25 protein-coding genes are annotated in these 24,375 nt (G+C 64.7%); 20 read left to right on the top strand and 5 right to left on the bottom strand.

All coding sequences use genetic code 11. The annotated features are described in order from the left end of the window. Nucleotides 1–39: 39 nt before the first annotated feature. Both XH92_RS40850 and XH92_RS40845 read right to left on the bottom strand, forming a co-directional pair. Nucleotides 40–1,011 (bottom strand): ABC transporter permease, encoded by a 972-nt coding sequence (locus XH92_RS40850; RefSeq protein ID WP_194457069.1) that lies wholly within the window; start codon nucleotides 1,009–1,011, stop codon nucleotides 40–42. Between the two features lie 19 nt (nucleotides 1,012–1,030). After that, on the bottom strand, nucleotides 1,031–1,738 hold the full coding sequence (locus tag XH92_RS40845; protein WP_194461679.1) for a TetR/AcrR family transcriptional regulator: 708 nt from the start codon (nucleotides 1,736–1,738) through the stop codon (nucleotides 1,031–1,033). 420 nt (nucleotides 1,739–2,158) lie between these two features. On the opposite strand from XH92_RS40845, the gene XH92_RS40840 reads away from it, so the two are divergent. From XH92_RS40840 to XH92_RS40825, 4 genes are all read left to right on the top strand, one after another. Next, complete coding sequence (locus tag XH92_RS40840; protein WP_194457068.1) at nucleotides 2,159–2,917, top strand: STN domain-containing protein; 759 nt, start codon at nucleotides 2,159–2,161, stop codon at nucleotides 2,915–2,917. A 47-nt stretch (nucleotides 2,918–2,964) separates the two neighbouring features. Then, nucleotides 2,965–3,642 (top strand): energy transducer TonB, encoded by a 678-nt coding sequence (locus XH92_RS40835; protein WP_194457067.1) that lies wholly within the window; start codon nucleotides 2,965–2,967, stop codon nucleotides 3,640–3,642. Between the two features lie 201 nt (nucleotides 3,643–3,843). Beyond that, nucleotides 3,844–4,386 (top strand): RNA polymerase sigma factor, encoded by a 543-nt coding sequence (locus XH92_RS40830; protein ID WP_194457066.1) that lies wholly within the window; start codon nucleotides 3,844–3,846, stop codon nucleotides 4,384–4,386. A 463-nt stretch (nucleotides 4,387–4,849) separates the two neighbouring features. Further along, nucleotides 4,850–5,833 (top strand): FecR domain-containing protein, encoded by a 984-nt coding sequence (locus tag XH92_RS40825; RefSeq protein WP_246788103.1) that lies wholly within the window; start codon nucleotides 4,850–4,852, stop codon nucleotides 5,831–5,833. A 2-nt stretch (nucleotides 5,834–5,835) separates the two neighbouring features. Here XH92_RS40825 and XH92_RS40820 read toward each other — a convergent pair whose 3' ends face one another. Continuing rightward, complete coding sequence (locus XH92_RS40820) at nucleotides 5,836–6,075, bottom strand: hypothetical protein (RefSeq protein ID WP_194457064.1); 240 nt, start codon at nucleotides 6,073–6,075, stop codon at nucleotides 5,836–5,838. A gap of 110 nt (nucleotides 6,076–6,185) precedes the next feature. On the opposite strand from XH92_RS40820, the gene XH92_RS40815 reads away from it, so the two are divergent. From XH92_RS40815 to XH92_RS40775, 9 genes are all read left to right on the top strand, one after another. Beyond that, nucleotides 6,186–7,886: a ShlB/FhaC/HecB family hemolysin secretion/activation protein gene (locus XH92_RS40815; protein ID WP_371817902.1), complete on the top strand. Its 1,701-nt coding sequence runs from the start codon at nucleotides 6,186–6,188 to the stop codon at nucleotides 7,884–7,886. Continuing rightward, nucleotides 7,886–9,922 (top strand): DUF2341 domain-containing protein, encoded by a 2,037-nt coding sequence (locus XH92_RS40810; protein WP_246788099.1) that lies wholly within the window; start codon nucleotides 7,886–7,888, stop codon nucleotides 9,920–9,922. The genes XH92_RS40815 and XH92_RS40810 overlap by 1 nt, the downstream gene beginning before the upstream one ends. 5 nt (nucleotides 9,923–9,927) lie before the next feature. After that, a complete protein-coding gene (locus XH92_RS40805; RefSeq protein WP_021079532.1) occupies nucleotides 9,928–10,332 on the top strand; it encodes a biopolymer transporter ExbD in 405 nt (134 codons plus the stop codon). Between the two features lie 20 nt (nucleotides 10,333–10,352). After that, nucleotides 10,353–10,886: a hypothetical protein gene (locus XH92_RS43540; RefSeq protein ID WP_246788097.1), complete on the top strand. Its 534-nt coding sequence runs from the start codon at nucleotides 10,353–10,355 to the stop codon at nucleotides 10,884–10,886. Beyond that, nucleotides 10,883–11,692 carry a TonB C-terminal domain-containing protein gene (locus tag XH92_RS40795; RefSeq protein WP_246788095.1) on the top strand — a complete coding sequence of 270 codons (810 nt, stop codon included), beginning with the start codon at nucleotides 10,883–10,885 and terminating at the stop codon, nucleotides 11,690–11,692. Before XH92_RS43540 ends, XH92_RS40795 begins: the two co-directional genes overlap by 4 nt. 62 nt (nucleotides 11,693–11,754) lie before the next feature. Beyond that, nucleotides 11,755–13,623 (top strand): putative porin, encoded by a 1,869-nt coding sequence (locus tag XH92_RS40790; RefSeq protein ID WP_194457063.1) that lies wholly within the window; start codon nucleotides 11,755–11,757, stop codon nucleotides 13,621–13,623. A 2-nt stretch (nucleotides 13,624–13,625) separates the two neighbouring features. Next, the gene (locus tag XH92_RS40785) at nucleotides 13,626–14,219 is read left to right on the top strand and encodes a hypothetical protein (RefSeq protein WP_194457062.1); all 594 of its coding nucleotides are present in this window, start codon (nucleotides 13,626–13,628) and stop codon (nucleotides 14,217–14,219) included. Further along, nucleotides 14,216–15,286 carry a peptidylprolyl isomerase gene (locus XH92_RS40780; protein WP_246788093.1) on the top strand — a complete coding sequence of 357 codons (1,071 nt, stop codon included), beginning with the start codon at nucleotides 14,216–14,218 and terminating at the stop codon, nucleotides 15,284–15,286. The genes XH92_RS40785 and XH92_RS40780 overlap by 4 nt, the downstream gene beginning before the upstream one ends. 13 nt (nucleotides 15,287–15,299) lie before the next feature. Further along, nucleotides 15,300–15,830: a YbjN domain-containing protein gene (locus tag XH92_RS40775; RefSeq protein WP_194457061.1), complete on the top strand. Its 531-nt coding sequence runs from the start codon at nucleotides 15,300–15,302 to the stop codon at nucleotides 15,828–15,830. 171 nt (nucleotides 15,831–16,001) lie between these two features. On the opposite strand, the gene XH92_RS44195 is transcribed toward XH92_RS40775, so the two are convergent. Beyond that, on the bottom strand, nucleotides 16,002–16,157 hold the full coding sequence (locus XH92_RS44195) for a hypothetical protein (RefSeq protein WP_371817901.1): 156 nt from the start codon (nucleotides 16,155–16,157) through the stop codon (nucleotides 16,002–16,004). 52 nt (nucleotides 16,158–16,209) lie between these two features. On the opposite strand from XH92_RS44195, the gene XH92_RS40770 reads away from it, so the two are divergent. After that, complete coding sequence (locus XH92_RS40770) at nucleotides 16,210–16,761, top strand: lytic transglycosylase domain-containing protein (protein ID WP_371817900.1); 552 nt, start codon at nucleotides 16,210–16,212, stop codon at nucleotides 16,759–16,761. 105 nt (nucleotides 16,762–16,866) lie between these two features. Further along, nucleotides 16,867–17,295 carry a hypothetical protein gene (locus tag XH92_RS43535; protein WP_246788091.1) on the top strand — a complete coding sequence of 143 codons (429 nt, stop codon included), beginning with the start codon at nucleotides 16,867–16,869 and terminating at the stop codon, nucleotides 17,293–17,295. Nucleotides 17,296–17,641: 346 nt separating this feature from the next. Here the strand turns inward: XH92_RS43535 and XH92_RS40760 are convergent, their stop codons facing one another. Beyond that, nucleotides 17,642–18,712 (bottom strand): AraC family transcriptional regulator, encoded by a 1,071-nt coding sequence (locus tag XH92_RS40760; RefSeq protein ID WP_194457059.1) that lies wholly within the window; start codon nucleotides 18,710–18,712, stop codon nucleotides 17,642–17,644. Between the two features lie 366 nt (nucleotides 18,713–19,078). Between XH92_RS40760 and XH92_RS40755 the strand changes: the two genes are divergently transcribed. Genes XH92_RS40755 through XH92_RS40735 form a run of 5 tightly spaced genes read left to right on the top strand, consistent with a single transcriptional unit; the run spans nucleotide 19,079 to nucleotide 24,345 of the window. Beyond that, on the top strand, nucleotides 19,079–20,731 hold the full coding sequence (locus XH92_RS40755; protein WP_194457058.1) for a fatty acid--CoA ligase: 1,653 nt from the start codon (nucleotides 19,079–19,081) through the stop codon (nucleotides 20,729–20,731). A 41-nt stretch (nucleotides 20,732–20,772) separates the two neighbouring features. Further along, nucleotides 20,773–21,249: a MaoC family dehydratase gene (locus XH92_RS40750; RefSeq protein ID WP_194457057.1), complete on the top strand. Its 477-nt coding sequence runs from the start codon at nucleotides 20,773–20,775 to the stop codon at nucleotides 21,247–21,249. Beyond that, nucleotides 21,246–22,949 carry an alpha/beta fold hydrolase gene (locus XH92_RS40745; RefSeq protein ID WP_194457056.1) on the top strand — a complete coding sequence of 568 codons (1,704 nt, stop codon included), beginning with the start codon at nucleotides 21,246–21,248 and terminating at the stop codon, nucleotides 22,947–22,949. Before XH92_RS40750 ends, XH92_RS40745 begins: the two co-directional genes overlap by 4 nt. Next, complete coding sequence (gene phaZ / locus XH92_RS40740) at nucleotides 22,942–23,892, top strand: poly(3-hydroxyalkanoate) depolymerase (RefSeq protein ID WP_246788089.1); 951 nt, start codon at nucleotides 22,942–22,944, stop codon at nucleotides 23,890–23,892. The genes XH92_RS40745 and phaZ overlap by 8 nt, the downstream gene beginning before the upstream one ends. 24 nt (nucleotides 23,893–23,916) lie before the next feature. Next, nucleotides 23,917–24,345, top strand: coding sequence for a phasin family protein (locus tag XH92_RS40735; protein WP_194457055.1), 429 nt, complete (start codon nucleotides 23,917–23,919; stop codon nucleotides 24,343–24,345). Nucleotides 24,346–24,375: the final 30 nt, after the last annotated feature.

Here is a 24,375-nt window from a genome sequence, read left to right as displayed (position 1 = left end):
CTTCCTCCTTGGTCGTGATTGATCGTTCTGTGACTTGGTTCAGATGTCGCCCTGCTGTGCCGTTTCTTCGTTGCGCGGATTCAGGAATGAATCCGTGATGACGGCGAGCAGCAGGACGACACCCTTGACGAGGTTTTGTCCGGCATAGGAGATGTCCATGATGGTCATGCCGTTGAGCATGGTGCCGATCAGCAGCGTTCCGATGACGACGTTGAGCACGCCGCCGCGCCCCCCCGACAGCCCGATGCCGCCGAGCACGACGACCAGAATGACGTCGTAGATCAGGGTCGAGTTGAAGATGCGGGTCGGCATCGAGTTGACCGAGGCCGCCATCACCAGGCCCGCGAAGCAGCCGATCAGGGCCGCGACGACATATTGCAGCACGATGATCGGCCGCGAGGGGATGCCGGTGACGCGGGCCGCGTAGGGATTGTCGCCGATCGCGTAGATATAGGCGCCCCAGCGCGTCTGGCGCAGCAGGAAGGCGACCACCACGCAGGCGATCGCGAACATCACGATCGAGGTCGGAATGCCAGCGATGGTGCCTTGTCCGAGCCGCTCGAATCCCTTCATGCCGTCGCTCCACTGCACGACGTCGAGCTGAAACAGCGCGGCCTGGCCGAGGCCGGCGAGCAGCAGGCCGGTCGCCAGCGTCGCAAACAGCGAAGGGACCTCGGCATAGGCAATCAGCCAGCCATTGATCAGGCCGAACGCGATCGTGAGCAGCACGGCCGTCAGCAGCGAGGCCGGCAGCGAGTGGCCGTTCTGCACCATCTGCAGCACCAGCCCCGGCGGGACCGCGAGCGCTGCGATCAGCGAGATGTCGATGCCGCGGCCGATCACGACCAGCGCCATCGCAAGCCCGAGGATGCCGAGCACCGCGACGTTCTGCAGCAGCGTCAGCATGTTCTCCGGCGTCAGGAAGCCGCGCAGGAAAATCGAGAACGCCAGGAACAGCACGGCGAATACGGCGAAGACGATCTCCTGTTGGTTGAACCGCAATCGCTTCATTGCCTCGTCCTTCCTGCTGCTATGGCTGCGCCGTCGGCCTGGATCTGGTGCGGGAGCCGGTCGCGACACGGCTCGGCCGCGTCCGGCCGGCGACTGCGGCGTCGACGAAGGCGCCGACGGCGTTGATGTAGGCCTCGATCGAGGTGCCGCGTCTGCGGTACTTGGCGCGCTTGACGTACCAGTCCTGCAGCAGCGGCTTGATCAGCGATGCCGTCAGCGTGACCTGGTCGATCGCGAACACCCCGCTGGCGACGCCGTGCTTCAGGACGTCGGCGATGATCTTCTCGGTCATCACCTCCATCTCGATGGCGCGCTGCCGTTCCGCGGGCGGAAACGATTTCGCCTCCATGAAGGAGAACACGAACCAGGGCTGCATCGCCTCGCTCATGCGAATGTGGGTGGCGATGATCCAGTGCAGATGCTTGCGGGCATCCTGCTTCACGCCGGCGGGCGGTGCGGTGAGGACCTCCGCCACCGTCTCGGCGACCTCGCCGAGGATCATCGACAGCAGCGTCGGCTTGCTGTCGAAATAGGTATAAAGGCCGCCCATGCTGAGGCCGGAGGCTTCTGCGAGCTGGCGCAGCGTGGTGGCGTGAAAGCCGTGCTTGTTGGAAAGCGTGAGCGTGGCGCCGATGATGCGCGTGAGGTTCGGAACGGCGAGATGCGGCTTCTGGACCCGGATGGAATCCCTGTGGCGTTCGAGGATGCGTGCGCAAAGCACGTCCATCGCGAACGCATTCGTCCCCGGCCGCTGACGCGCGAGACCCACGTTGCCTCCCTGGCTATGTCCCCGGACCATTTCATTTGATTGCCGGTCCGGGCCGGGCTTTGCGCCCTTGCTCAATTCCTAGCCCACCAACCGGCGGTCGGAAAAGGGGGATGATCGAATTTTCTGAGAGAGCGCTCGCTCGTTTTTTGGCCCGCGAGGCGTCGCGTGCCTCGATCGCCGCGCCGCATCGGTGGGGTTCGGGAACTTTTCGCGCTGAAAGGTCAGCACAAATTCCCGGCAGCTCGGCCGATCATATTGCCGGTTAGACGGCCGTCACATTCCGGATATAAAGAACGCAGGCTCGCTGGCCGGAAGGCCAACCCGCACAGACATGCTGGCCGAATTTCACCCGCGGTCACTTTGGTCCGAAGCAAGGTTATGACGGCAGTTGGATCACATGGTGCACGCGCGGGCGCTGACGCTCCGGGAGCCTCCGCGACGTCGCGGTATCTGTTTGCGATTTGGGCTGCACTGCTGATCGGCAGCATCTGCGCGGTCGCCGCGCAGCAGCGCGACTCCGTCGCGGCATCGGCTGCAATCGAATTCAACATCCCGGCCCAGCAGCTTGCAAGCGCGCTGCAGGCCTACGGCGAGCGAACCGGAGTTCAGGTGCTCTACGAGAGCAATTCTGCGACGGGCCGGAAGTCGACGCCGGTCGAGGGCAGTCTCACGCCCGAGGATGCATTGAATCTGCTTCTGACGGGAACCGACCTGAAGGTGCAGTACATTCGCCCGGATGCGATCACGCTTGCGTCGCGTGCCGTGCGCGCCGACCATCCGCCGGCGAGCCCGCTTGCGACCGCGGATCTGTCGCTCGGCACGCTGCAGGTGCGGGCGACCAGCGACGGCAACGACACCGGCGCGCTGCGCGACTACAGCGAGAGCCTGCAGCTCGACCTGCAAAGGGCATTGCAGAAGAATATCGGATCGCGCGGCGGCAGCTATCAGCTCGTCGTCGACCTGTGGATCGATCCCTCGCGCACGATCCAGCGAACCCAGTTGTTGCGCTCGACCGGCGATCAGAACCGCGATGCGGCGGTGACCGCGGCGTTGCAAGGCTTGACCGTCAGCCGGACCACGCCCGCGAATGCGTCACAGCCGGTGCGGATCGCGATCCGGGTGAAATCGTTCCAATGAGGGCCAACGACAGCAGCGGAGCGGATGGCGCGCGGGGCCTGAGTCCGATGACCCGGCTGTTTCACCCCGAGGATCCGAGCGCCTGGACCTCGGGCGAGGTGCTGCGTCTGCTCCTGGTGCCGGCCATCGCGGCCCTGTTGTTCGTCGGGGGAATCTACTGGATCCGGCTGCAGCCGCCGGCTGGACCGGCCAGCCCGGAGCAGAGCTCGATCGTCCAGGTCCGGTTGCTGCCGAGCCCGTCGCCCGCGCCGATTCCGGTTGCGCCGGTGTCGGAGCCGCAAACCGCGACCCTTGCGAGCCGGACCGAGGTGTCGCCGGAGAGTTCCGATCCGCCGCTCGATAATCTGACGGCGGCCCCGGCGCGCGAGCCGATGCCGGCGGAGCCGGCCGTGCCGAGCCTGCGTCCGACGCCGTCGCCTGCCGATGCGCCGCCGAACAGTGTCGCGGTGAAGTTCCAGCAGGCGCTGCTTCGTCACGTCGCGCGCTACCAGCGCTATCCGAACGCTGCGCGGCTCGGGCGGCTGCACGGGGCGGTCGAGACGCTGTTTTCGATGCAGCGGGACGGCACCCTGCTTGAGGTCTGGATCAAGACCAGCTCCGGACAGGCCGTGCTCGACAAGGCTGCGGTCGATGCGATCCGGCGGGCGCAGCCGCTGCCGTCGATCCCGTCGGCGCTGCCCGACCGGCTCAATATTCAGATCACGCTGGTCTTCGACCCGGCCTGATCCGGTTGCGCGGGACCGTTCGGCTTCGTCATCGCGGACGCCAGTTCATTGTTTGGATGTGACCGCGATGCACTAGCTTGCGTGTCGTTCGGTGTCGACTTGTTGCCGTCATAAATGTGTTGTGCGCGGCCGTTACGAGATTGGCAGTTTCAAGAACAATGCAATCTGGATATCGGGCTGGTGTCTGGGAGGCCGCGGAACGTGGCTGAAATCAATCGAGTGCGGCTGCGGGGCCAGCTGGCAGACAACTACGACGGCCTCGTCAAGAAATTGACCCGTCGTCTGGGATCGTCGGACTTCGCGTACGAAGCCCTGCACGAGACGTTCCTGCGGCTGGAGCGGGTCACTGACGCCGTGCCGATCCGCAGCCCCGCCGACTATATCTTCCGGATCGCGATCAACATCGCCCGGGATCGCCAGAAGGCGCAGAATCTGCGCGTCAGCGCCGCCGAAATCGACTCATTGCTCGACGTCAGCGACGACGGACCGAGCCCGGCGAGAATCGTCGAGGCGCGATCCGATATTGATGCCTTCAAGCGCGCGCTGGCCGAACTGCCAGAGCGGTCGCGCGATGTTCTTTACAGTGTTACGATCGAGGGACGGACGCCGAACGATGTGGCAACCCGCCTCGGCGTCAGCGTGCGAACAGTGGAAAGCGATTTGAAGTTGGCCCTGAGCCATTGTGCCGATTGCCTCGACTATACGCTGATCCGTCGTCTCGGCGGTCCTCGTCCCCGTTCTTGATCGAATTTGCCGTGGCTGTGACGCACGCCGTCACGCGCGGCGCGCCGAGGAAATTTGTTGCGGGAACTATTTCCAACAACTGCAGGCGCTTGACCTGAAATCAGGGGGCACAGGCTGCAGGATTTTCAACCTCTGTTCTGCGGGATAGCGGGTTTTCCGTCGTCTATAGGGTAGAGAGCGATCTCATAAGGACCGTTTGGGTCCATGGGAAAGGTTCGCTGGAAGTGTTGAGCTGTTTCAAGGCACGTTCAGACCTGATCGGCCCCGCATGCGGTCGCCGCGCAACTTCCCGACGCGCGATACCGCGCGTGCTGGGATTGCCGGATGTTTCTGCCTGCGTTGTGCGCAACGGCCGATTGCGGTGCCCGGCTGCCGTCGGAATCGTCTATATAGCGACCTTCGCTATGTGCCCGACGCGATCGGGAGGTTGAGGTTTGACGAGCAGGGTGATGAGCGATCCGTCGTGACCGAGCCGACCCGCACTTCCGGGCCCGATCCATTGCTGGATGAGGCGCTTGACTGGGTTGTTCGGCTGAAAGCCGGTGCGCCGACACGCGCCGACGTCGATGCGTTGCAGCGCTGGCGCGCGCAAAGTCCCGCCCACGAGGATGCCTTCAGAGCGGCTGCGCGGCTGCTCCGCAGCGCCAGCGCCGCGGCAAAGGAACTTGCCGATGAACAGGCCACGGCAGCCTCCGTGGTGGCGTTGCCGCCCCGGTCATCACGCCTCTTGACGCGCCGCATCGTGCTCGGCGGCGCGATCGCGGCTGCGGCCGGCTATATGATGCTCCGCCCGCCACTCGACATGTGGCCATCGATCGAGGAGCTCTCGGCCGACTACCGGACCGGAAAGGGCGAACAGCGCAAGGTGATGCTGGCGCCGGATGTTTCGGTTGAATTGAACACCCAGACCAGCGTCGCGCTGCGGCCCACGCCGAACGAAACGCGGATCGAGTTGATTTCCGGCGAGGCCTCGGTGGTGGCCCGAAGGTCGTCATCGACGCCGCTGGTGATGCTGGCGCGCGACGGGCGCATCAGCGCGCTGCAGGCCGATTTCAACGCACGCTGTCTCGATGGCGTGGTTTCGGTGACGTGCCTCGACGGCATCGTCACCGTCGAGCAGGACGGCCGCTCCGTGCAGCTTCGCAAGGCAGAGCAGGTCACCTACTCGCCCGCGGGCCTGCAGGCATCGCATCCGGTCGATGCCAAACAGGTCGCTGCCTGGCAGACCGGACTGTTGATCTTCCGCGACCGGCCGCTCGCGAGCGTCGTCGACGAAGTGAACCGGTATCGCGCCGGAAAGATCATCATTACCAACGCGGAACTGAGACGCCGGCTCGTCAACGGCACATTTCAGGTCGACAAGCTCGACAATTTCGTCGCCCAGGTCGAGCAGCTGTTCGGCGCGCGGATCACATCGCTGCCGGGCGGTGTCGTGCTGATGAGCTGACCTCAAGCGTTTTCGAGCGAAGTGGATACCGGTTCGCCTGAAGTGGATACCGGCTCGCGCAAAGAAAACGCGTCAAGAAGATCCAGAGCCTTGCTCCAATTCAATCGGAACGGAGCTCCATTCGAACGAATCGACGCCGCGCCGCTCGATTTCCTCACAAACCAAAAATTTCTTTTGCGACGCCGCAGATTCTTTTGCGGGTTTGCGTTCGCCCGGACGTCTTCTGAGTAAGGCGTCGTCATCGCGGCCTTCCAGTCGCGATGGCGCGCGTCTGCGCGAACTAAGTGGGACGTCTGTGCGTAGTCGAAGAGATCATCGGGTTTTGGGGCGTCGCCTGCGATGCCGGATCGGGTTGCGCGTGTCGGCTGCGGCACTCACTGTGGTTGGCTCCCTGGCGGCCATCGTTCCGGCGCGCGCGGCGAAGGAGGCGGCGAAAGATTCCGCCGCTGCGGCGGCAGTGCCGGCAGCGGGCAAACAGCCGGCGCAGGCCAATGCGCCGGCGCAAAAGCCGTCGGCGCCGCTGCAGCGCTTCGACATCGACGACTTCGCGGTGCAGGGCGCCGAGAAGTTGCCGCAGGTCGAAATCGAGGAAGCGATCTATCCCTTCCTCGGTCCGCACAAGACCTCGGAAGACGTCGAGAAGGCGCGGGCCGCGCTGGAGAAGGCGTATCACGACAAGGGTTTTCAGACCGTCAGCGTCGCGGTCCCGCAGCAGAACGTGACGGGCGGCGTGGTCACCCTCAAGGTGACCGAGCTGAAGGTCGGGCGGCTGCGAGTGAAGAACTCGCGCTATTTCGATCTCGACCGGATCAAGGACAGCGCGCCTTCGCTGAAGGAGGGCAGCGTTCCCAATTTCACCGATGTCACCAAGGACATCGTGTCGCTCAACCAGTGGCCGGATCGCCGCGTCACTCCGGCGCTGCGCGCCGGCGTGGCGCCGGGCACCGTCGACGTCGATCTCAATGTCGAGGACAAGGCGCCGTTCCACGCCAGCCTCGAAGCCAACAACCGGCAATCGCCGTCCACCACGGCGAGCCGTGTCTCCGCCACCGTACACTATGACAATCTGTGGCAACTCGGCCACTCTCTGAGCTTCACCTATCAGGTCGCGCCGGAGCGCCCGAGCGATGCCGAGGTGTTCTCCGGCTCGTATATGGCGCGCGTGCCCAACGCCGATTGGCTCAGCCTGCTGTTCTACAGCGTGAAGTCGAACAGCAATGTCGCGACTATCGGCGGCACCAACGTGGTCGGTCCCGGCACGATCATCGGCGAGCGCGCCGTGATCACGCTGCCGACGCGCGAAGGCTTGTTCCACACGCTGTCGGTCGGCATGGACTACAAGCATTTCGACCAGACCGTGAAGCTCGGCACCGACGGGTTCTCGTCGCCTGTCACTTATTATCCCGTCGTTGCGACCTACGGGGCGACGTTCCAGGACGAGAAGTTCACGACGCAGTTCAATGCCGGCGTCAGCTACAACATCCGGACGCTGAGCAGCCCGTGGGACGAGTTCGACGCGAAGCGCTTCAAGGCGTCGCCGAGCTTTACCCACCTCAATCTCGACGTCTCGCATACCCAGGAGCTGCCGGAAGGCTTCCAGCTCTACGGCAAGGTGCAGGGGCAGATTGCCGACGGGCCGCTGGTCTCGAGCGAGCAGTTCAGCCTCGGCGGTCTCGATACCGTTCGCGGTTACCTCGAATCCGAGGTGCTCGGCGACAACGGCGCGGTCGCCAATTTCGAGCTGCGCACGCCCAATGTCGGCAGCATGCTGCAAGGCGAGCTCAAGAGCGAAACCGGCGACGGCAAGCCGCGCTTCGTCACCTTCAACGATTGGCGCTTCTTCACATTCTTCGATGGCGGGTACACGGCGATCCAGCAGCCGCTGCCCGGCCAGGAGTCGTCATTCGTCGCATGGAGCTACGGCGTCGGCACGCGGTTCAAGACGTTCGACTACTTCAACGGCATGGTCGCGTTTTCGGTGCCGGGGGTTACTCAAGCATACACGCACGCAAACAGTCCGCGCGTGAATTTCCGAATCTGGGGTGAATTCTGATGGGGATGGGTCTTACTCTCGAGCGGCGCACGCGCCGGCCGGCGCTGCGCCGAGGCATCGCGAACGCCGCGACGGCATTGTTGTTCGGGCTCGTCGCCCTGGTGGCGTCGCTCGCGCCGGCGAATGCGTGGTGGAACGACGAATGGTCGTTGCGCAAGAAGATCACGGTCGACGTCAGCGCATCAGGTGCCAATGTTACCGATCCGATCGGGGCGGCCGCGGTGTTGGTGCGACTGCATGTCGGGAATTTCCGCTTCAGCGCGGCGAAGGACGACGGCAGCGATCTGCGGTTCGTCGCCGGTGACGACAAGACGCCGCTGAAGCATCACATCGAGAAGTTCGACTCACTGCTGGGCGAGGGCCTGGTCTGGGTCGCGGTGCCGAACCTCGCGCCGGGCGCGCGGACCGATATCTGGCTCTATTACGGCAACAAGAAAGCGCTCGCGACCAGCGATCCCAAGGGAACCTACGATCCGGATACGCTGACGGTTTATCACTTCAACGAGCGTGGCACGCCGGCGATCGATTCCTCGGTATGGGCGAACAACGCCCAAAGCGTCGGCCAGCCGGCGGACGGCTCGCTGATCGGGACCGGCTTGCGGCTCGACGGCCGCGCGCCGGTGACCGTGCCGGCCTCGCCGTCGCTCGCGTCGCCGGATGGTGCCGCGCTGACCTGGTCGGCCTGGATCAAGCCGGCTGCCTTGCAGCCGAACGCTGCGCTGTTCAGCCGGCGTGACGGCGCCAACGCGCTGGTGGTCGGTATCGACAACGGCAGTCCGTTTGTCGAAGTCAGCAATGCAGGCTCCGTACAACGCTCGGGCGCCGGAGCACCGCTGGCGGCCGGTAGCTGGCACCATGTCGCCGTCGTTGCCGGAAACGGCCAGGTCACGCTGTATCTCGACGGCGTATCCTACGCCGCGCTCAGTGCAAGCCTGCCGGCTCTCAATACCGTTGGCCTGATCGGAGGAGACTCGTCGACCTCCAGTGCCTCTCCGATCGCGCCTGCGACGGCCCCGTCCGCAGCGACACCATCAGTGCCCCCTGATGCGTCGGCTGCGGACGGTGGCGCCACGCCCGCGGCGACGCCGGATGCGGCGGCAACGCCGGCACCTGCGCCCGCTGCCGCTATGGCCGGCTTCGTCGGCGACATCGACGAATTGCAGATCAGCAAGGTCGCGCGCCCCGCCGGTCTCATCAAGGTGATGGCGATCGGGCAGGGCCCTGACCAGGCCAAGCTGATGGCCTTCAGCGTCGACGAGGAGACCGCAAGCTGGCTGTCCGGCTACTTCGCGGTGATCCTGAAGTCGGTGACGCTCGACGGCTGGGTGGTGATCGGCATTCTGCTGATCATGGCCGCGATCAGCTGGGTGGTGATGATCGACAAGGCCTCGTATCTCAACAAGCAGGCCAGGGCGAACGCCCAGTTCATGAAGGGCTTCCGCGAGATCGCCGCCGATCTCACCATGCTGGATCGCGGCGATGCCGACGACGTCTCGACGCTGGGCGGACGGCTCACCGAGGCCGACGCCAAGATGATGCGCTCGTCCTCGCTCTACCGCATCTATCACATCGGCGCCGCGGAAATCCGCCATCGCTTCAACAACTCGCAGCGCGCGCCGGTGCTGTCGGCGGTCTCGATCGCGGCGATCCGTGCGGCGCTCGATAGCGGCGTGGTCAAGGAGATGCAGCGGCTCAACCGCATGATGGTGGTGCTGACCATCGCGATCTCCGGTGGACCGTTCCTCGGCCTGCTCGGCACCGTGGTCGGCGTCATGATCACCTTCGCTGCGATCGCGGCGAGCGGCGACGTCAACGTCAATGCGATCGCGCCCGGCATCGCCGCGGCGCTGGTGGCGACCGTCGCCGGCCTCGGCGTCGCGATCCCGGCGCTGTTCGGCTACAACTACTTGATCTCCCGGATCAAGGACCTGACCAACGACATTCAGGTCTTCGTCGACGAGTTCGTGACCAAGATGGCGGAATTCTATTCCGCCGACCGGCCGGACCCGATCGAACACCGCATCGCCGCGGAGTAATTGCGATGCAGATCCAGGCCGACTCCAAGCCCTATGACGACATCAACATCACGCCGATGCTCGATCTCGCCTACGTGCTGCTGGTGATCTTCATCATCATGACGACGGCGACCGTGCAGGGCCAGAAGGTCAATCTGCCGAAGGCCTCGGCGGCGCCGAGCCTTGCGACCCAAACCACCAAGGCGATCACGGTCGCCAATGACGGCAAGATCTTCCTCGACACCATACCGGTCACGCTGCCCGAGCTCGAGCAGCGGCTGATTCAGCAGAAGGCGCTGACGCCGGAGTTTCCCGTGGTGCTGCGCGGCGACGCGCAGGCGCAGTACCAGAGCGTGATGGACGTGTTCGATCTGCTCAGCCGCATCGGGCTGAGCCAGGTCGGGCTCGCCACCAAGCCGCTCGTGAAGTGAGCCGGCCGGGAGGCGACGCCATGATCACGCAGCCATCACCTTTCCCGCTGACCGAGCGCAGGACGCTGCGGTCGTGGCTGAGCGGCATGATGCGGTCATTCGATCATGGCTGCGGTGCCGTGGATGTCACGCCTACCGAGCCCGCCTCTCGGGTACCGATCCGCAACGAGATTGCCGCCGAGTTACGTGTGGTAACGGTCGCCGCGGACATGCGCGCGGAACAGCGCGGCGAGGTGTTGGCATTTCCGGTTCATGGCGAGGCGCTGCTGGTCAAGCTCGCGGATGTGCTGCGCCGCTACGTCGCGGGCCGCGAGCTCGCTCATAATCCGCTGCGGCTCACGATCTCGCGAAGTCAGTGGACCCGGCTTTCGATCGATGCCGCGGCCTATGTGGATTATCTGAGCGAGATTGACACCTTTCAGGCTGCGATCGAAGCGGGCCCCGACACCGAGGTCATCCTGAAGACCACCGACTTCGACGCGCTCGCGAGCTTCGTCACGCAATATGTCAACGACCGGTTGCTCGACCGCACCTCGGTGGAGGCCGCGCCATGAACGCGCCGATGCGTGACCAGAACGCGCGTGCCGCGCCGCCGGCCGACGATCACGATGTCGCCGTCGCGCCCGCAACAGCTGCGGCGCCGCCGACGGCTGCCCGCAACACGGCCGCCCGGAAGGGCGATCGCAGCGCGCTGCTGCGTTACGGCGCGGTGGTGGCGGTCGTCGCGCTGTTCCTTGGCGGCATCGTCTACTTCTTCCTCGGTCACGACGATCTGCCGCCGCCGCGACAGGTGCGCGATCTCACCATCGTCAATGTGACGCTGCCGCCGCCACCTCCGCCTCCGCCGCCACAGCCGCAGCCCGAGCAGAAGATGATCGAGCAGCCCAAGATGGCGGAGCCCGAGTTCAAGGAAGAGAAGCCGGTCGACAAGCCGAAGGACGAGCCGGCCAAGGATGCCAAGAACGACGAGCCGCCCGGCCCGCTGTCGCTCGATGCCAAGCCGACCGGACCCGGCGATCTGTTCAATCTCGGCGGCAAGCCCGGCGGCAACCCGTATGGCGGAGGCGGCGGCGGTGGCAGCCGCTGGGGTTGGTACACCACGATCATCACCTCGCAGGTCGAGGCGGCGATCCGCGCCAATTCGAAGACCCGCAACATGGCGGCGCAGATCCAGGTGCGGCTGTGGGTGGATGGCTCCGGCCACGTCACCCGCGTCGTCCTGACGCCGTCGTCAGGCAATCCGGAGATTGATGCGGCGCTTCGCAACGAGGTGATCGGCAGCCTGACGCTGCGCGAGCCGCCGCCCAAGGACATGCCGATGCCGGTGGTCACGCGGGTCACCGCACGCCGGCCGAGCTGACGAGACCAACTGACGAACGACCAACTTCGAAATTCAATGTGCGAGTGAGAACTGGGGGACTGATGTTTAAGAAACGAGCTCACGCAGAATGGCGCGCGTTGCCGCTTGCGGTGTCGCTGAGCGCGCTGGCCTGCGCAACGCCGGCCGTGGGCCAGACCGCGGACCAGGCCGCCGAGCAAGGTCCCGCCGCCGCGGCGAAGCGGACCGATGCCAAGAAGCCGAAGGTGTCGAGCGCCAAGCCGACATCGTCGAATGCCACCGTCAACCTCGTCAATCTTCTGGTGCAGCAGGGTGTCCTCAAGGAGGAGCAGGCCCAGGCGCTGATCAAGCAGGCCGAGGACGAGGCCTATGTCTCCCGCCAGGCCGCCAAGGACGCCACGACCAAGGCCGACGACGCCACCAAGGCGGCAACCGCCGCCGCTGCGGCGGCGCAGCCGCCCGGCACGCGGCACGTCACCTACGTTCCCGAAGTCGTCAAAAGACAGTTACGGGAAGAGATTAAGCAGGAGGTGATGGCCAAGGCGCAGAAAGAAAACTGGGCGTCGCCCGGAACCTACCCGGAATGGGCGCAGCGCATCCGCTTCTACGGCGATGCGCGCGTGCGCTATCAGGGCAACTATTTCCCGACCGGCAACGACCAGGCCGGCGCCATCAATTTCAACGCCATCAATACCGGTTCGCCCTACGACCTTTCGTCCATCTCGAACCCTTATTCCGCGCCGACTTATGATGCCCTGCAGGACCGCAACCAGTTCCGGTTCCGCGGCCGCCTCGGCATGGAAGCGGACTTGCTATACGGGTTCACGGCCGGCCTGCGCATTGCGTCTGGCGAGAACAACTCGCCGGTGTCGACCAACCAGACGCTTGGTAGCAGCGGGGGCAACTTCTCGAAATATGGCGTCTGGCTGGATCGCGGTTACATCAACTGGCAGACCTGGGGCGACGACCTGAGAATCTCCGCGGGCCGTTTCGACAATCCGTTCTGGTCGCCGACCGATCTGGTCTGGTACCGCGAACTTGGATTCGACGGCTTTGCCGTTCAGGCCAAGCACGAGGTGTGGGAAGGCTTCACGCCATTCGCGGTGGCCGGCGCATTCCCGATCTACAACACCGATTTCAACGCCGGAATCAACCTGACGACGCCGCCAACCAAGTTCGCGAGCCACAACAAGTGGCTGTTCGGAGGCCAGGTCGGTTTCAATGCGCGCTTCAGTCCGGAATATGCGTTCCGGTTCGGCGTCGCCTACTACGACTTCGACAATGTGCAGGGCCAGCTCTCCAGTCCCTGCATCGTCGAGGTTGCATCCGACGTTTGCGATACCGATCTGACCCGGCCGTCCTTTGCGCAGAAGGGAAACAGCTATTTCGCGCTGCGTAACATCATCCCCGATCCCCCTGGCACGGGCAACAATGGCGGCACCAGCTTCAAGTACCAGTATTTCGGACTGGTCAGCCAGTATCGCCCGGTGGTGGTCAGCGGACAGCTCGATCTCGGACACTTCCATCCGACCCACATCGTTCTCGATGGCGAATACGTCAACAACACCGCGTTCAGCCGTTCCCTCATGAACGCCGCGGCGGTGAACAACCGCGGGCCGAGCCCGGATGGCGGCACCACGCCCGGCGCGTTCAACGGCGGCAATCAGGGCTGGCTCGGCCGTGTCACCGTCGGCGACAGGGAGATCAAGCATCTCTGGGATTGGAACGTCCACGCCGGCTACAAATACCTGGAATCGGATGCCACCATCGATGCATTCGCAGACTCCGACTTCGGTCTCGGCGGCACCAACCTCAAAGGCTATTTCGTCGGCGGCAACATCGGTCTCGGCGACAATGTCTGGGCGACCTTGCGCTGGATGAGCGCCAACAGCATCGCCGGCAATCCCTATGCCGTCGACGTCCTGCAAGTCGACCTCAACGCGAAGTTCTGATCATGCGCATCGCACTCTTCGTCCTGATGATGGTGATCGGAGCATTGAGCTCCGGCACCGCATCCGCCCAGTCCGAGACCGATCGTCTGCGCGAAGCGCTACGCAGCGCGACGGCGCAGACCCGTGCGCTGGAAGACCAGCGCACGGCCATGCAGGCCAAGATCGCCGACGCCGATCGCGAAAAAGCGGCGGCCAAGAAGGAGGTCGACGACCTCAAAGCGCAGCTGAAGAAGGCCGACAAGGAACATCGCGACGCCGTCGACGAGTTCAATCAACGGCTCGCCGAACGCGACGAGACGCTGGAGAAGTGGAAGTCGGCCTATGAGGAGGCGGCCACCGTTGCCCGCACCAAGGACGCCGAGCGCGCCAAGTTCGAAGGTGAGGCGACGGCGTACAAGGCAAGCACCAAGAGCTGCGTCGCCAAGAACACCCAGCTGATCAAGGCCGGCAAGGAGATGGTGCAGCGCTACAAGGACCTGACCATCGGCGAGATCGTGGTGTCGCGCGAGCCGATGATCCAGCAGCGCCGGGTCGAAATCCAGAATCAGCTGCAGGAAAGCCAGGACAAATTCCTCGATCAGAAGGTGAACCCATGACGACCGCCCTCATCGCAAAGCCGCTCCGGTCGATCGGTCTCGCCGCCGGAATGACCGCTGCCTTGGCAACTTTCGTTGCACCGATCGATGCGTCGGCACAAGCGCCCGCCCAGGCGCAGGCTCCCGCGCCGCGGACGGTGCAGGCTCCGGTCAGGAAGCCGGCGCCGCAGCCCGCGACGCAGGCGCAAGCCGCCGCCACGCCGGCGCCGGCTCCCGTCGCAGCCGCGCCGAAGCCCGTCACCGCGCCCGAGAACGTCATCGCGCGCGTCGGCGACACCAACATCTCGGCCGATGATCTCCGCAGCTATGTCGCAGCCCTCGCGCCGCGCGAGCAGGCCGCGCTGGCCAAGGATCCGGCCATGCTCAGCCAGGCGGTCCGCCTGTTGCTCGCCAACCGCCTCGTGCTGCAGGAGGCGGTGGCGAAGAAGTGGGATCAGCAACCCGCCGTCGCCGCGCAGCTCGAGCGGGCGCGCGAGGGCGCGGTGGTCGAGCTCTATCTGCAATCGGTGTCGACGCCGCCGGCGAACTTTCCGAGCGAAGACGATTTGCAGAAGGTCTATGAGGCCAATCGCGCCGCATTCCTGATGCCGCGGCAATTCCAGCTTGCGCAAATCTTCATCGCCGCTCCGAAGGAGGGCGACAAGGCCGCCGAGGACAAGGCGAAGCAGGAGCTCGACGACGTGCAGCGCAAGCTGAAGGCGCCGGGAGCCGATTTCGCGGCGATCGCGCGCGGCGACAACAACGCCGCCAAGGATGCCGGCGACCTCGGCTGGGTCGCCGAGAGCCAGATCCGCCCGGAGATCCGCAACCAGGTGATGGGGCTCGCCAAGAACAGCATGTCCGAGCCGATCAAGCTCGACGACGGCTGGCACATCATCAAGCTGATCGACACCAAGGCGTCCTATACGCGCACCTTGCCGGAAGTGCGCGACCAGCTGGTGCTGCAGATCCGCTCCGAGCGGTCGAACATGATGCGGCGGGCCTATCTTGCCGAGCTGCTGAAGCAGCATCCGCCCGTCCTCAACGAACTTGCACTGTCGAGCCTGCTCGACGCGTCGAAGAAGTAATACGGAGACCAGAATGTCCGAGATCATCACCAGGCTCACCATCGACGGATTGCGCGACAGCTTCCAGAGTGTCGGCTATCGCGTCGAAACGCTGACCGATCCGGTCGCCAACACGACCTATCTGCGCTCGGCGACGGCGGGGCTCGGCTTCGAGATCCGGCCGGGAAACCAGCTGGTCGGCGACGAGCAGGATTTCGTCGACGCCACGCTGGTCACCACGCTTCAGGTGCAGGGCGAGCTGCCGCTCGACCTCGTTAATCGCTGGAACACGACGCGGCGGTTCGGGCGGCTGCAGTTCAGCCAGCCGTTCCTGATGTTCTGCCTCGATCTCTCGGTGGCCGGCGGCGTTGCGCCGAACTTCGTGCGGGCCCAGATCGAGGTCTGGGACCGGCTGGTTCAGGAGCTGATCGCCTATCTGCGCGAGGAGCTGCCGAAGATCGTCGCGCGGAATGGCGCCGCGGCTGCGCCGCAGCCCGCTGCACCGGCCCAGCAGCCGTCGCATGAGCGCGCCGCGGAAGCGGGGACAACTCCCACGATCCAGTAGTCGTGCGGACGCGCGACGATCGGGGCCGCAAACAGCCATGAATGACGGTTCCTCCACGACGAAGGCGAGCAGCTTCAGCCGTTGGCGGAAGCTGCTCGATCCTGCGCGTCGTCGGGGCGGCTGCATCGGAGCCGCTGGCCTCGCGCTCGCACTATGTCTCGCCCAGTCCGCTCACGCGGAGGAAGCGACGCCGGCGCCGTCGTTCAGCACGCGCTTTGCCGCGGTCGAGGCGGCCGAACCGTCAGCCGACGCGACGGCAAGGCCACCAGCCGAGACCGCGACGAAGCCAGCCGCGCCGGCAAAGGATGCGGCGAAGGATGTCGGCACGAAAACCCTTCCGCCTCCGCCCGTGGGCCAGCCCGCGGTTTCGGACGCGCGCATGCGCTATCGCGCGCTGATCGAGAAGGAGGCGGCGGGAAGTGGGCTCGCGCCCGAGATCGCCGAGGCGGTGATGGGTGTGGAGAGCGGCTACAATCCCGACGTGATCGGCGGCGTCGGCGAAATCGGACTGATGCAGCTCCTGCCGTCGACCGCGCGCATGCTCGGCTTCTCCGGTTCGCTTGCCGAACTCGCGATTCCCGAAAACAATATTCACTTCGGTGTCATGTATCTTGCGCAGGCGTGGCGCCTTGCCGGCGGCGACCTGTGCACCGCGGTCATGAAGTACCGCGCAGGCCATGGCGAGACCCGCTTCTCATATCTGTCGGTGAATTATTGCGTGGCGGTGCGCGCCCGGCTATTTGCGCGCGGCTTCCGGGTGACGGGAACCGTGCCGGTCGCGACCTTCGGCGAACCGGGGCGCGCCGGGGGTGGTGGTAGCGGCGGATGCGGCCGCAAATGCCTCGGCGGCGGACGCATCGGCCGCGTCGATCTCGTCGCGCTCAACACACGGCTCAACGCGCTTGTGATCCAGGCCCGGGGAGGGAAATAGCAACGCCGCGCCTCTCTCGTTCACATCGTTGCCTGTCCTCGCTTGATATCTGCCCTTGGCTTCCTATCGTTTGAAACAGTTCTGGTTCTGCAAGGAGCAGCACCGATGAAAGTGATCATGTTGGCGGTCGCCGTCGCCGGATTGTCGGCGATGCAGGCGGAAGCGCAGACGCAGCAGCACACGCCGCTGCCGGAAATTGTCGTCGGCACACCGCCGCCAGCGCTCAACCTCAACCGCGACACCAGTGGCGGCACCGGTCGGGCTGCGGCGAGAGGTGGCGGCGTCGCGCCCGCCGAGCGTTGCGGCGATGCGGCCTCGCTTGGCTGTATCAATGAGCGATTGAGGAAGCAGGTCGATCAGGTCAATCCGCCCGTGACCAACACGCCGCCGATCGACGCGAAATCGCAGGATCTCAAGGTGGGCGTGGTCAACGTCCCGGCGGTGCAGCAGCAATATGGCCGTAACTTCGGGGTCTCGGCCTTTCCCTATCGTCCGGCCGCGCCGGTCTACACATCGCCGGTCGGACGTCGGTGACGATCGTCGATGTCCAATGATGCTCGATCTTGGAGATGTGACTCGTCACATTTCCGATGGTGGCGTATGGGAAAATGAAGACGGCAACCGCTTACTGATTCTCAACCGCTTGCTGACTTCATGCGCAAATCCGATGTGACGTGTCCAAAATACCAAGCCGGCTATCGCCGGATCGAACTGACGTCGAAGGGCGGCCCGGCGGGCGAGTTTCGATGCCTGGTTTGCAGTGAAGTCCTCGAGAGGATGGACGGTTCGACCGACATCGCTTTCCGGCTGACGGTACAACCTAACGCGAACTCCTACGCTTTTTAGGGAAGGCGCCCTGAAAACGTACAGCGGGCGAATGCTACTCGCCGCGGATATCGCTCGGGGCCTTGTTGGTCCAGCGGTGGAACGCGCGCCTGAAATTTGCCGCGTCGCTGAAGCCGAGCGCCAATGCGATATCTTCATTGGCGAGCGTCGTGTTGCGGAGATATTTCAGCGCGATCTGGGTCCGCAGCTCATCGTGCAGCCCCCGAAAGGAAAAGCCCTGCTGACGAAGCTGACGGCGCAACGACCGCTCGTTCACGCCGAGCAGCTTTGCGATCGCTTCGAACGTCGGGGGATTGGCGATGTCGCGAAGCAGGATGGCGCGGATTTTTCCGGCAACGCCGGTCCGTAGTCTCAAGTCGCCGAGCAGGTTGTCGCACAGCGCGACGATGGTCGGATACGTCGTCTTGTTACCGAGGTCCGCGCTCCGGTCCAGCCATTGCGCCTTGAAGACGATCTGGTTGGCGGGCTGATCGAAGCGCACCGGGCAACCGACATGATCGGGCGGAAGCTCGAAGTCCTGCGCTTGCGGATAGGCGAGGGTGATTTCATGGGGAGCGAAGCCCGGCCCCATGATGTCGCGCATCAGCGAAATATGGATGCCGATCTGCATCTCGGCGACGAACCGGTAAAGCGCGGAATCGGCCAGCGCGTGCAGATTGGGCTCGATGGTCCATCTCGCATGGGCCTTGTCCTCGGTGAATTCGATCGCAGCCAGCGGCGCGGCGAGCGCGTGGTAGCGCATCGCGAATTCCATTGCCTTGCGAAAGTCCGGGCAGCACAGCAGCGCATAGCCGTACATTCCGTATGTCGAGATGTGGATCGATGCGCCGATGCGATACGGCAAATGACGGTCGGTCGACAGGCGCAGTGCGTTTTGACAAACCGTCATCAACTGCGTCAGCGAAATCCGCGCCTGCGGCGAGTGGACGTCGGCGAGCGGAATCTTGGTGTCGCGCAGGATGGCGTCGGCAGGGACGCCGGCGCCGGCCAGCATGTCGAACACGGCGCCAAGCTTGGTCGTCTCATAGACCTTGTCGCCGGTGCCGACGGTCAGGATGTCGTTGCGGGAGCCCGCAGGCCTCTTCAGTCGCGTGGTTGGTTGCAAAATGAACCAGCCTTTCCTTCGATCGGGAAGCAGTGCGCCGCAAACCTGGCCCGAGCGGATTTCCGTTCGCAAGCCCTTGGAACATAGCCGGTTCGCGCCATAACCCAAGAGTTATCGAGACTTATCAATGGGTCGCTCTTGCTGCGTAGCAGCAAGACAGTCGCCATTGATGAGCGCGCATTGTCCGGTTGAGACCCCGCTGATGTCCGTTTCGGACCTTCACAAATCTCGGGCGCCACGCGAGGCTTGGTCGTAATGTCACGCGGTCAGACCGTTGCGACATGAGGACGGCAGGCCACGCGATCCGCTCGCCTTAGAACTGCGGACGCAACGGTCGGAGGACATGCCAGGTCGAGGGAGGCTTCCATGGTTGGAAGGCTGATTCAGACTGCCCAATCCGCCTATCACTATCCGCTCATCTTCAAGCAGCTTTGGCACACGCCGCGCGTGCAGGCGCCGGATCAGGAGATCGTCTATCGCGATCTCAAGCGCCAGACCTATCGACAGACCAGAGAGCGGATCGGCCGCCTCGCCTCGGCGCTCAGCAAGGCAGGCGTCGAGCCCGGCGACACCGTCGGCGTGCTCGAATGGGACAGCCATCGCTTCCTCGAAGCGTTCTTCGCGATCCCGATGATGGGCGCCGTGCTGCAGACGGTGAATGTCCGCCTGTCGCCGGAGCAGATCGCCTACACGATCGATCACGCCGGCGCATCGACGCTGCTGGTCAACGACGAATTCGTCGGATTGCTCGAAGGCATCAAGGCGCAGTTGCCCAAGGTCAAGCGGATGATCGTGATCTCGGACAAGCCGTCGCCGCAGACCGGCAGCCTGCCCTTCATCGGCGAGTATGAGAGCCTGCTTGCGGCAGCTTCACCCGATTACGACTTTCCCGATTTCGACGAGAACACCCAGGCCACCACCTTCTACACCACCGGGACCACCGGTCTGCCCAAGGGCGTCTATTACAGCCACCGCCAGCTCGTGCTGCACACGATCGCCGGTCTCGCGCTGTTCGGCATGGCCGGCTCGCAGGGCCGCTTCTCGCGCGACGATGTCTACATGCCGATCACGCCGATGTTCCACGTCCACGCATGGGGCTTCCCGTGGTCGGCGACGCTGGCCGGCACCAAGCAGGTCTATCCCGGCCGCTACGAGCCGGCGATGCTGGTCAAGCTGATCAAGAGCGAAGGCGTCACCTTCACCCACGGCGTGCCGACCATCCTGCAGATGCTGCTCAATGCCGCCGCCGCCGCCAAGGTCGATCTCAACGGCCTCAAGATGGTGATCGGCGGCTCGGCGTTGCCGAAGGCGCTGGCCAAGCAGGCGATGGAGGCCGGCATCGACATCTTCGCAGGCTACGGCATGTCGGAGACCGGTCCGCTTGCCGCGGTCTCCCATGTCCAGTCCAGGGATCTCAGCGGCGATCCCGACGGCGAGGTCGAATTCCGCACCCGCGCGGGCATGGCCGGCCCGCTGGTCGATCTGCGCATCGTCGATCCCGACATGAAGGACGTGCCGCATGACGGCAAGTCCGCCGGCGAGATCGTGCTGCGGGCGCCGTGGCTCACCCAGGGCTACTTCAACAATCCCGAAGGCTCGGAGCAGCTCTGGGAGGGCGGCTATCTGCACACCAGCGATATCGCCGTGGTCACCCCGGGCGGCTACGTCCACATCACCGACCGGATCAAGGACGTGATCAAGACCGGCGGCGAATGGGTGTCCTCGCTGCAGATTGAGGATCTGATCTCGCAATGCGCCGGCGTGGCCGAGGCCGCGGTGATCGGCGTCAAGGACGACAAATGGGGCGAGCGGCCGCTCGCGCTCGTGGTCAAGAAGCCGGCCGGCGCCGACGACCTCAGCGACGAGGCCATCAAGGACCATCTCAAGGTGTTCGCCGACAAGGGCGTGATCTCGAAATACGGCATCCCCGGCAAGATCCTGTTCATCGACAGCATTCCCAAGACCAGCGTCGGCAAGATCAACAAGAAGGAGCTGCGCGAGCAGTACGGCGACATGTGACGGTCCGGCACAGCCAAGAACGGATCGAGGAGGACGACATCATGAGCAACCTCACCCTGGCCGGCCTCGGCGAACACGTCGGAAAGGAGCTCGGGCTTTCCGACTGGGTCGCGATCGACCAGCAGCGCATCGACAATTTTGCGTCCTGCACCGGCGATCATCAATGGATCCACGTCGACGTCGAACGCGCCAAGCGCGAGAGCCCGTTCCGCGGCCCGATCGCGCATGGTTACCTGACGCTGGCGATGGTGGCGCCGCTGGCGATGCAGGTCGGCATCATTCCGCGCGATGCCGCCGCCGGGCTGAACTACGGCGTCGACAAGGTCCGTTTCCTGGCGCCGGTGCCAGCGGGCGCGCGGGTGCGGCTGCGGGTCGTGCTGTCCGGCATCGAGCCGAGGGACGGTGGCCAGGTGATCATGAAGACCCTGAACACGCTGGAGGTCGAAGGATCGGAGAAGCCGGCGCTGATCGCCGAGACGCTGGCGCTTCTGATTCCCGCAGCGGGAGCCAAGCAATGAGCACGGAAAATCGCAGTCCGGATTCCTCGGCATCCGACATGTCCGAGGCGGCATCCAGGAATACGCTGGCACTCAATCCGTTGGTCGGCATCCAGGGCCAGGATCTCGTCGAGGGGGCCGGGATCCTGTTCAAGGCGGTCATCAACGAGCCGAAGGTCGCGACCGAGCAGTGGCTGTCGTTCGTCAGCGAGCTCGGCTCGATTGCCGCCGGCAAGTCCGAGCGGGCGCCGAAGGCCGGCGACAAGCGGTTTGCCGATCCGACCTGGAAGGAGAGCTCGCTGCACTCCGGCCTGCTCAAGGCCTATCTGGCGTGGGGCGAGGCGGTGAACGGTCTGGTCGACAAGACCAGCCTCAGCGACATCGACAAGCAGCGCGCGCATCTGATCACGGACATCCTGATCGATGCGGTCGCGCCGACCAACACCATGCTCACCAACCCGGCGGCGGTCCGCAAGTTCATCGATACCGGCGGACAGAGCCTGTGGAGCGGGCTGAAGAACTATATCGGCGACCTGACGCAGAATCGCGGCATGCCGTCGATGGTCGACATGAACGCCTTCAAGGTCGGCGAGAACCTCGCGACCACGCCGGGGGCGGTGATCTTCCGCAACGAATTGCTCGAGCTGATCCAGTACACCCCGACCACGCCGACGGTCAGGAAGCGGCCGCTGCTGATCACGCCGCCGCAGATCAACAAGTACTACGCGCTCGATCTCTCGCCGGACAAGAGCATGGTTCGCTTCCTGCTGGAGAGCGGCATCCAGGTCTTCGCGGTGAGCTGGCGCAACCCGACCGCGGCGCACCGCGACTGGGGGCTCGACACCTATGTCGCGGCGCTCGACGAAGCCGTCGATGCGGCGCGCGAGATCTCCGGCAGCGAAGACATCTCGATGATGGGGTCTTGCTCCGGCGGCATCACCTCGACCGCCTATTTCGCGACGCTGGGCAGCGCCGCCGAGAAGAAGATCAAGAATTTGGTTCTGGCGGTCTGCCTGCTCGATCCCAACTCGGCCGAAGAGAGTGCGTTCGGCTGCCTGATGACGCCGGAGACCATGCGCGCGGCCAAGGCGACCTCGCAGTTGCGCGGCATCGTCGACGGCCACGACCTGGCGCGGATGTTCGCCTGGATGCGGCCCAACGACCTGATCTGGAACTACTGGGTCAACAACTATCTGCTCGGCAACCAGCCGCCGGCGTTCGACATTCTCTATTGGAACGCCGACACGACCCGCCTGCCGGCGGCGCTGCACGGCGATTATCTCGATCTCTATTTCTCCAACCCGTTCGTCAACGCCGGCAAGCTTAAGCTCAACGACAAGACGATCGACATGAGCAAGGTCAAGGCCGACAGCTACGTCGTCGCAGGGGTGACCGACCACATCACGCCGTGGAAGGGCGTCTACAAGACCGCCCAGATCATGGGTGAAGGCACCACCTTCGTGCTGTCGAACAGCGGACATCTGCAGAGCCTGCTCAATCCGCCGAGCAATCCGAAGGCGTCCTTCATGATCGGGCCGATCTCCGACGACAAGCCCGATGCGTTCATGGCCTCGGCCGAGAAGCGCAAGGGCAGCTGGTGGCTCGACTGGCGCGACTGGCTACAGGCCCGCTCGGGCGACGAGGTGCCGGCACCTGCCACGCTCGGCAGCGCTCGCTATCCATCCCTTGGCGCGGCACCGGGGACCTACGTCTTTGACTGACGATCTCACCAGCAGTGGCGAGGCCGCGCCGGCGATGGTGGCGCAGCGCGGCACGATCGAGACGCGGCAGATCACGATCGACGGCCAGCTGCTTCAGGTCGCGATCCGGCACGGCGACGGCAACGGGCCGCCGCTTCTGCTGTTCAACGGCATCGGCGCCAATTGGGAGCTGGCGAAGCCGTTCCTCGACGCGCTCACCGGCACCACCGCGATCATCTTCGACGTGCCCGGCGTCGGCGGGTCGCCGCGGCCGGCGTGGCCGTATCGTCCGTCGACCTTGGCGCGGCTTGCCGCCGAGCTCGTTGCGGAGCTGGGCTACGCCGAGGTCGACGTCGCCGGGGTGTCCTGGGGCGGCGGTATCGCGCAGCAATTCGCGCATCAGTTTCCGAAGCGCTGCCGCCGCTTGGTGCTGGCCGCGACCGCACCCGGCTTCACCATGGTGCCGGCTAGTCCCTCGGTGCTGTGGAAGATGGCGACGCCGCGCCGCTACACCGACAAGGGCTACATGAAGACGATCGCCGCCGATATCTACGGCGGGGCGTTTCGCGACGATCCGTCGTTGATCGGCCGGCATGCCGCCGCGATGCACGGCGCGCGCAGCATGGGTTACTTCTATCAGCTGCTGGCGATGACCGGCTGGAGCAGCCTGCCCTGGCTGTGGTCGTTGCCGCAACCGACCCTGATCCTGATGGGCAGCGACGACCCGCTGGTGCCGCCGGTCAACGGTCACATCATGGCTGGCCTGATCCCTAACGCCGAGCTGCGCCTGATCGACGACGGGCACCTGTTCATGGTGACGCGGCCAAAGGAAACCGCCGGCCTGATCGAAGCGTTTCTCGCCGACGAGAGCCGTCAGGCCGTGTCGTCATCGCTGCTCTCGCGAACCACGAGCTACTTCAGGGATCTCGTTCCAACGTCCGGAGGCGGACGCCAGAAGCCTTAAAACACAGCAACCAGGGAGGATATCGTGACCGACAATACCTCTTACATCGACATGCTCCGGAAGTTCGGCAGTGATCTCGGCCTGCCGAAGCTGAACGTGGATGAATTGCTGCAGGCGCAGCGGAAGAACCTCGAGGCGCTCGGCCAGAGCGCGAAGGTTGCGGCGCAAGGCGCGCAATCGGTGGCTCAGAAGCAACGCGAGGTGATTGAGGCGGGCTTGCGCGAGGCCTCGACCTTGGCGCGCGAGTACAAGCCGCTCGGCAAGATTCACGAGAACCTCGCCTTGCAAACCGAATTCGCGCGCAAGGTGTTCGATATCGCGGTCAAGGGCGCGCAGGACAGCGCATCGACGGCGCGGCAGTCGACCACGGAAGCGGTGAAGATCATCCAGGATCGGATGAAGGAGAATTTCGAGGAGTTCCGCGCCAGCGTCCGTCCGAACAAGCCGACCTGACGTCACGGTGGGACGAATCCCGGCGGAGCG

Origin of the sequence: Bradyrhizobium sp. CCBAU 53421 (assembly GCF_015291625.1) — a bacterium.
GTDB lineage: Bacteria > Pseudomonadota > Alphaproteobacteria > Rhizobiales > Xanthobacteraceae > Bradyrhizobium.
This window is presented reverse-complemented; position numbering and strand designations above follow the sequence as displayed.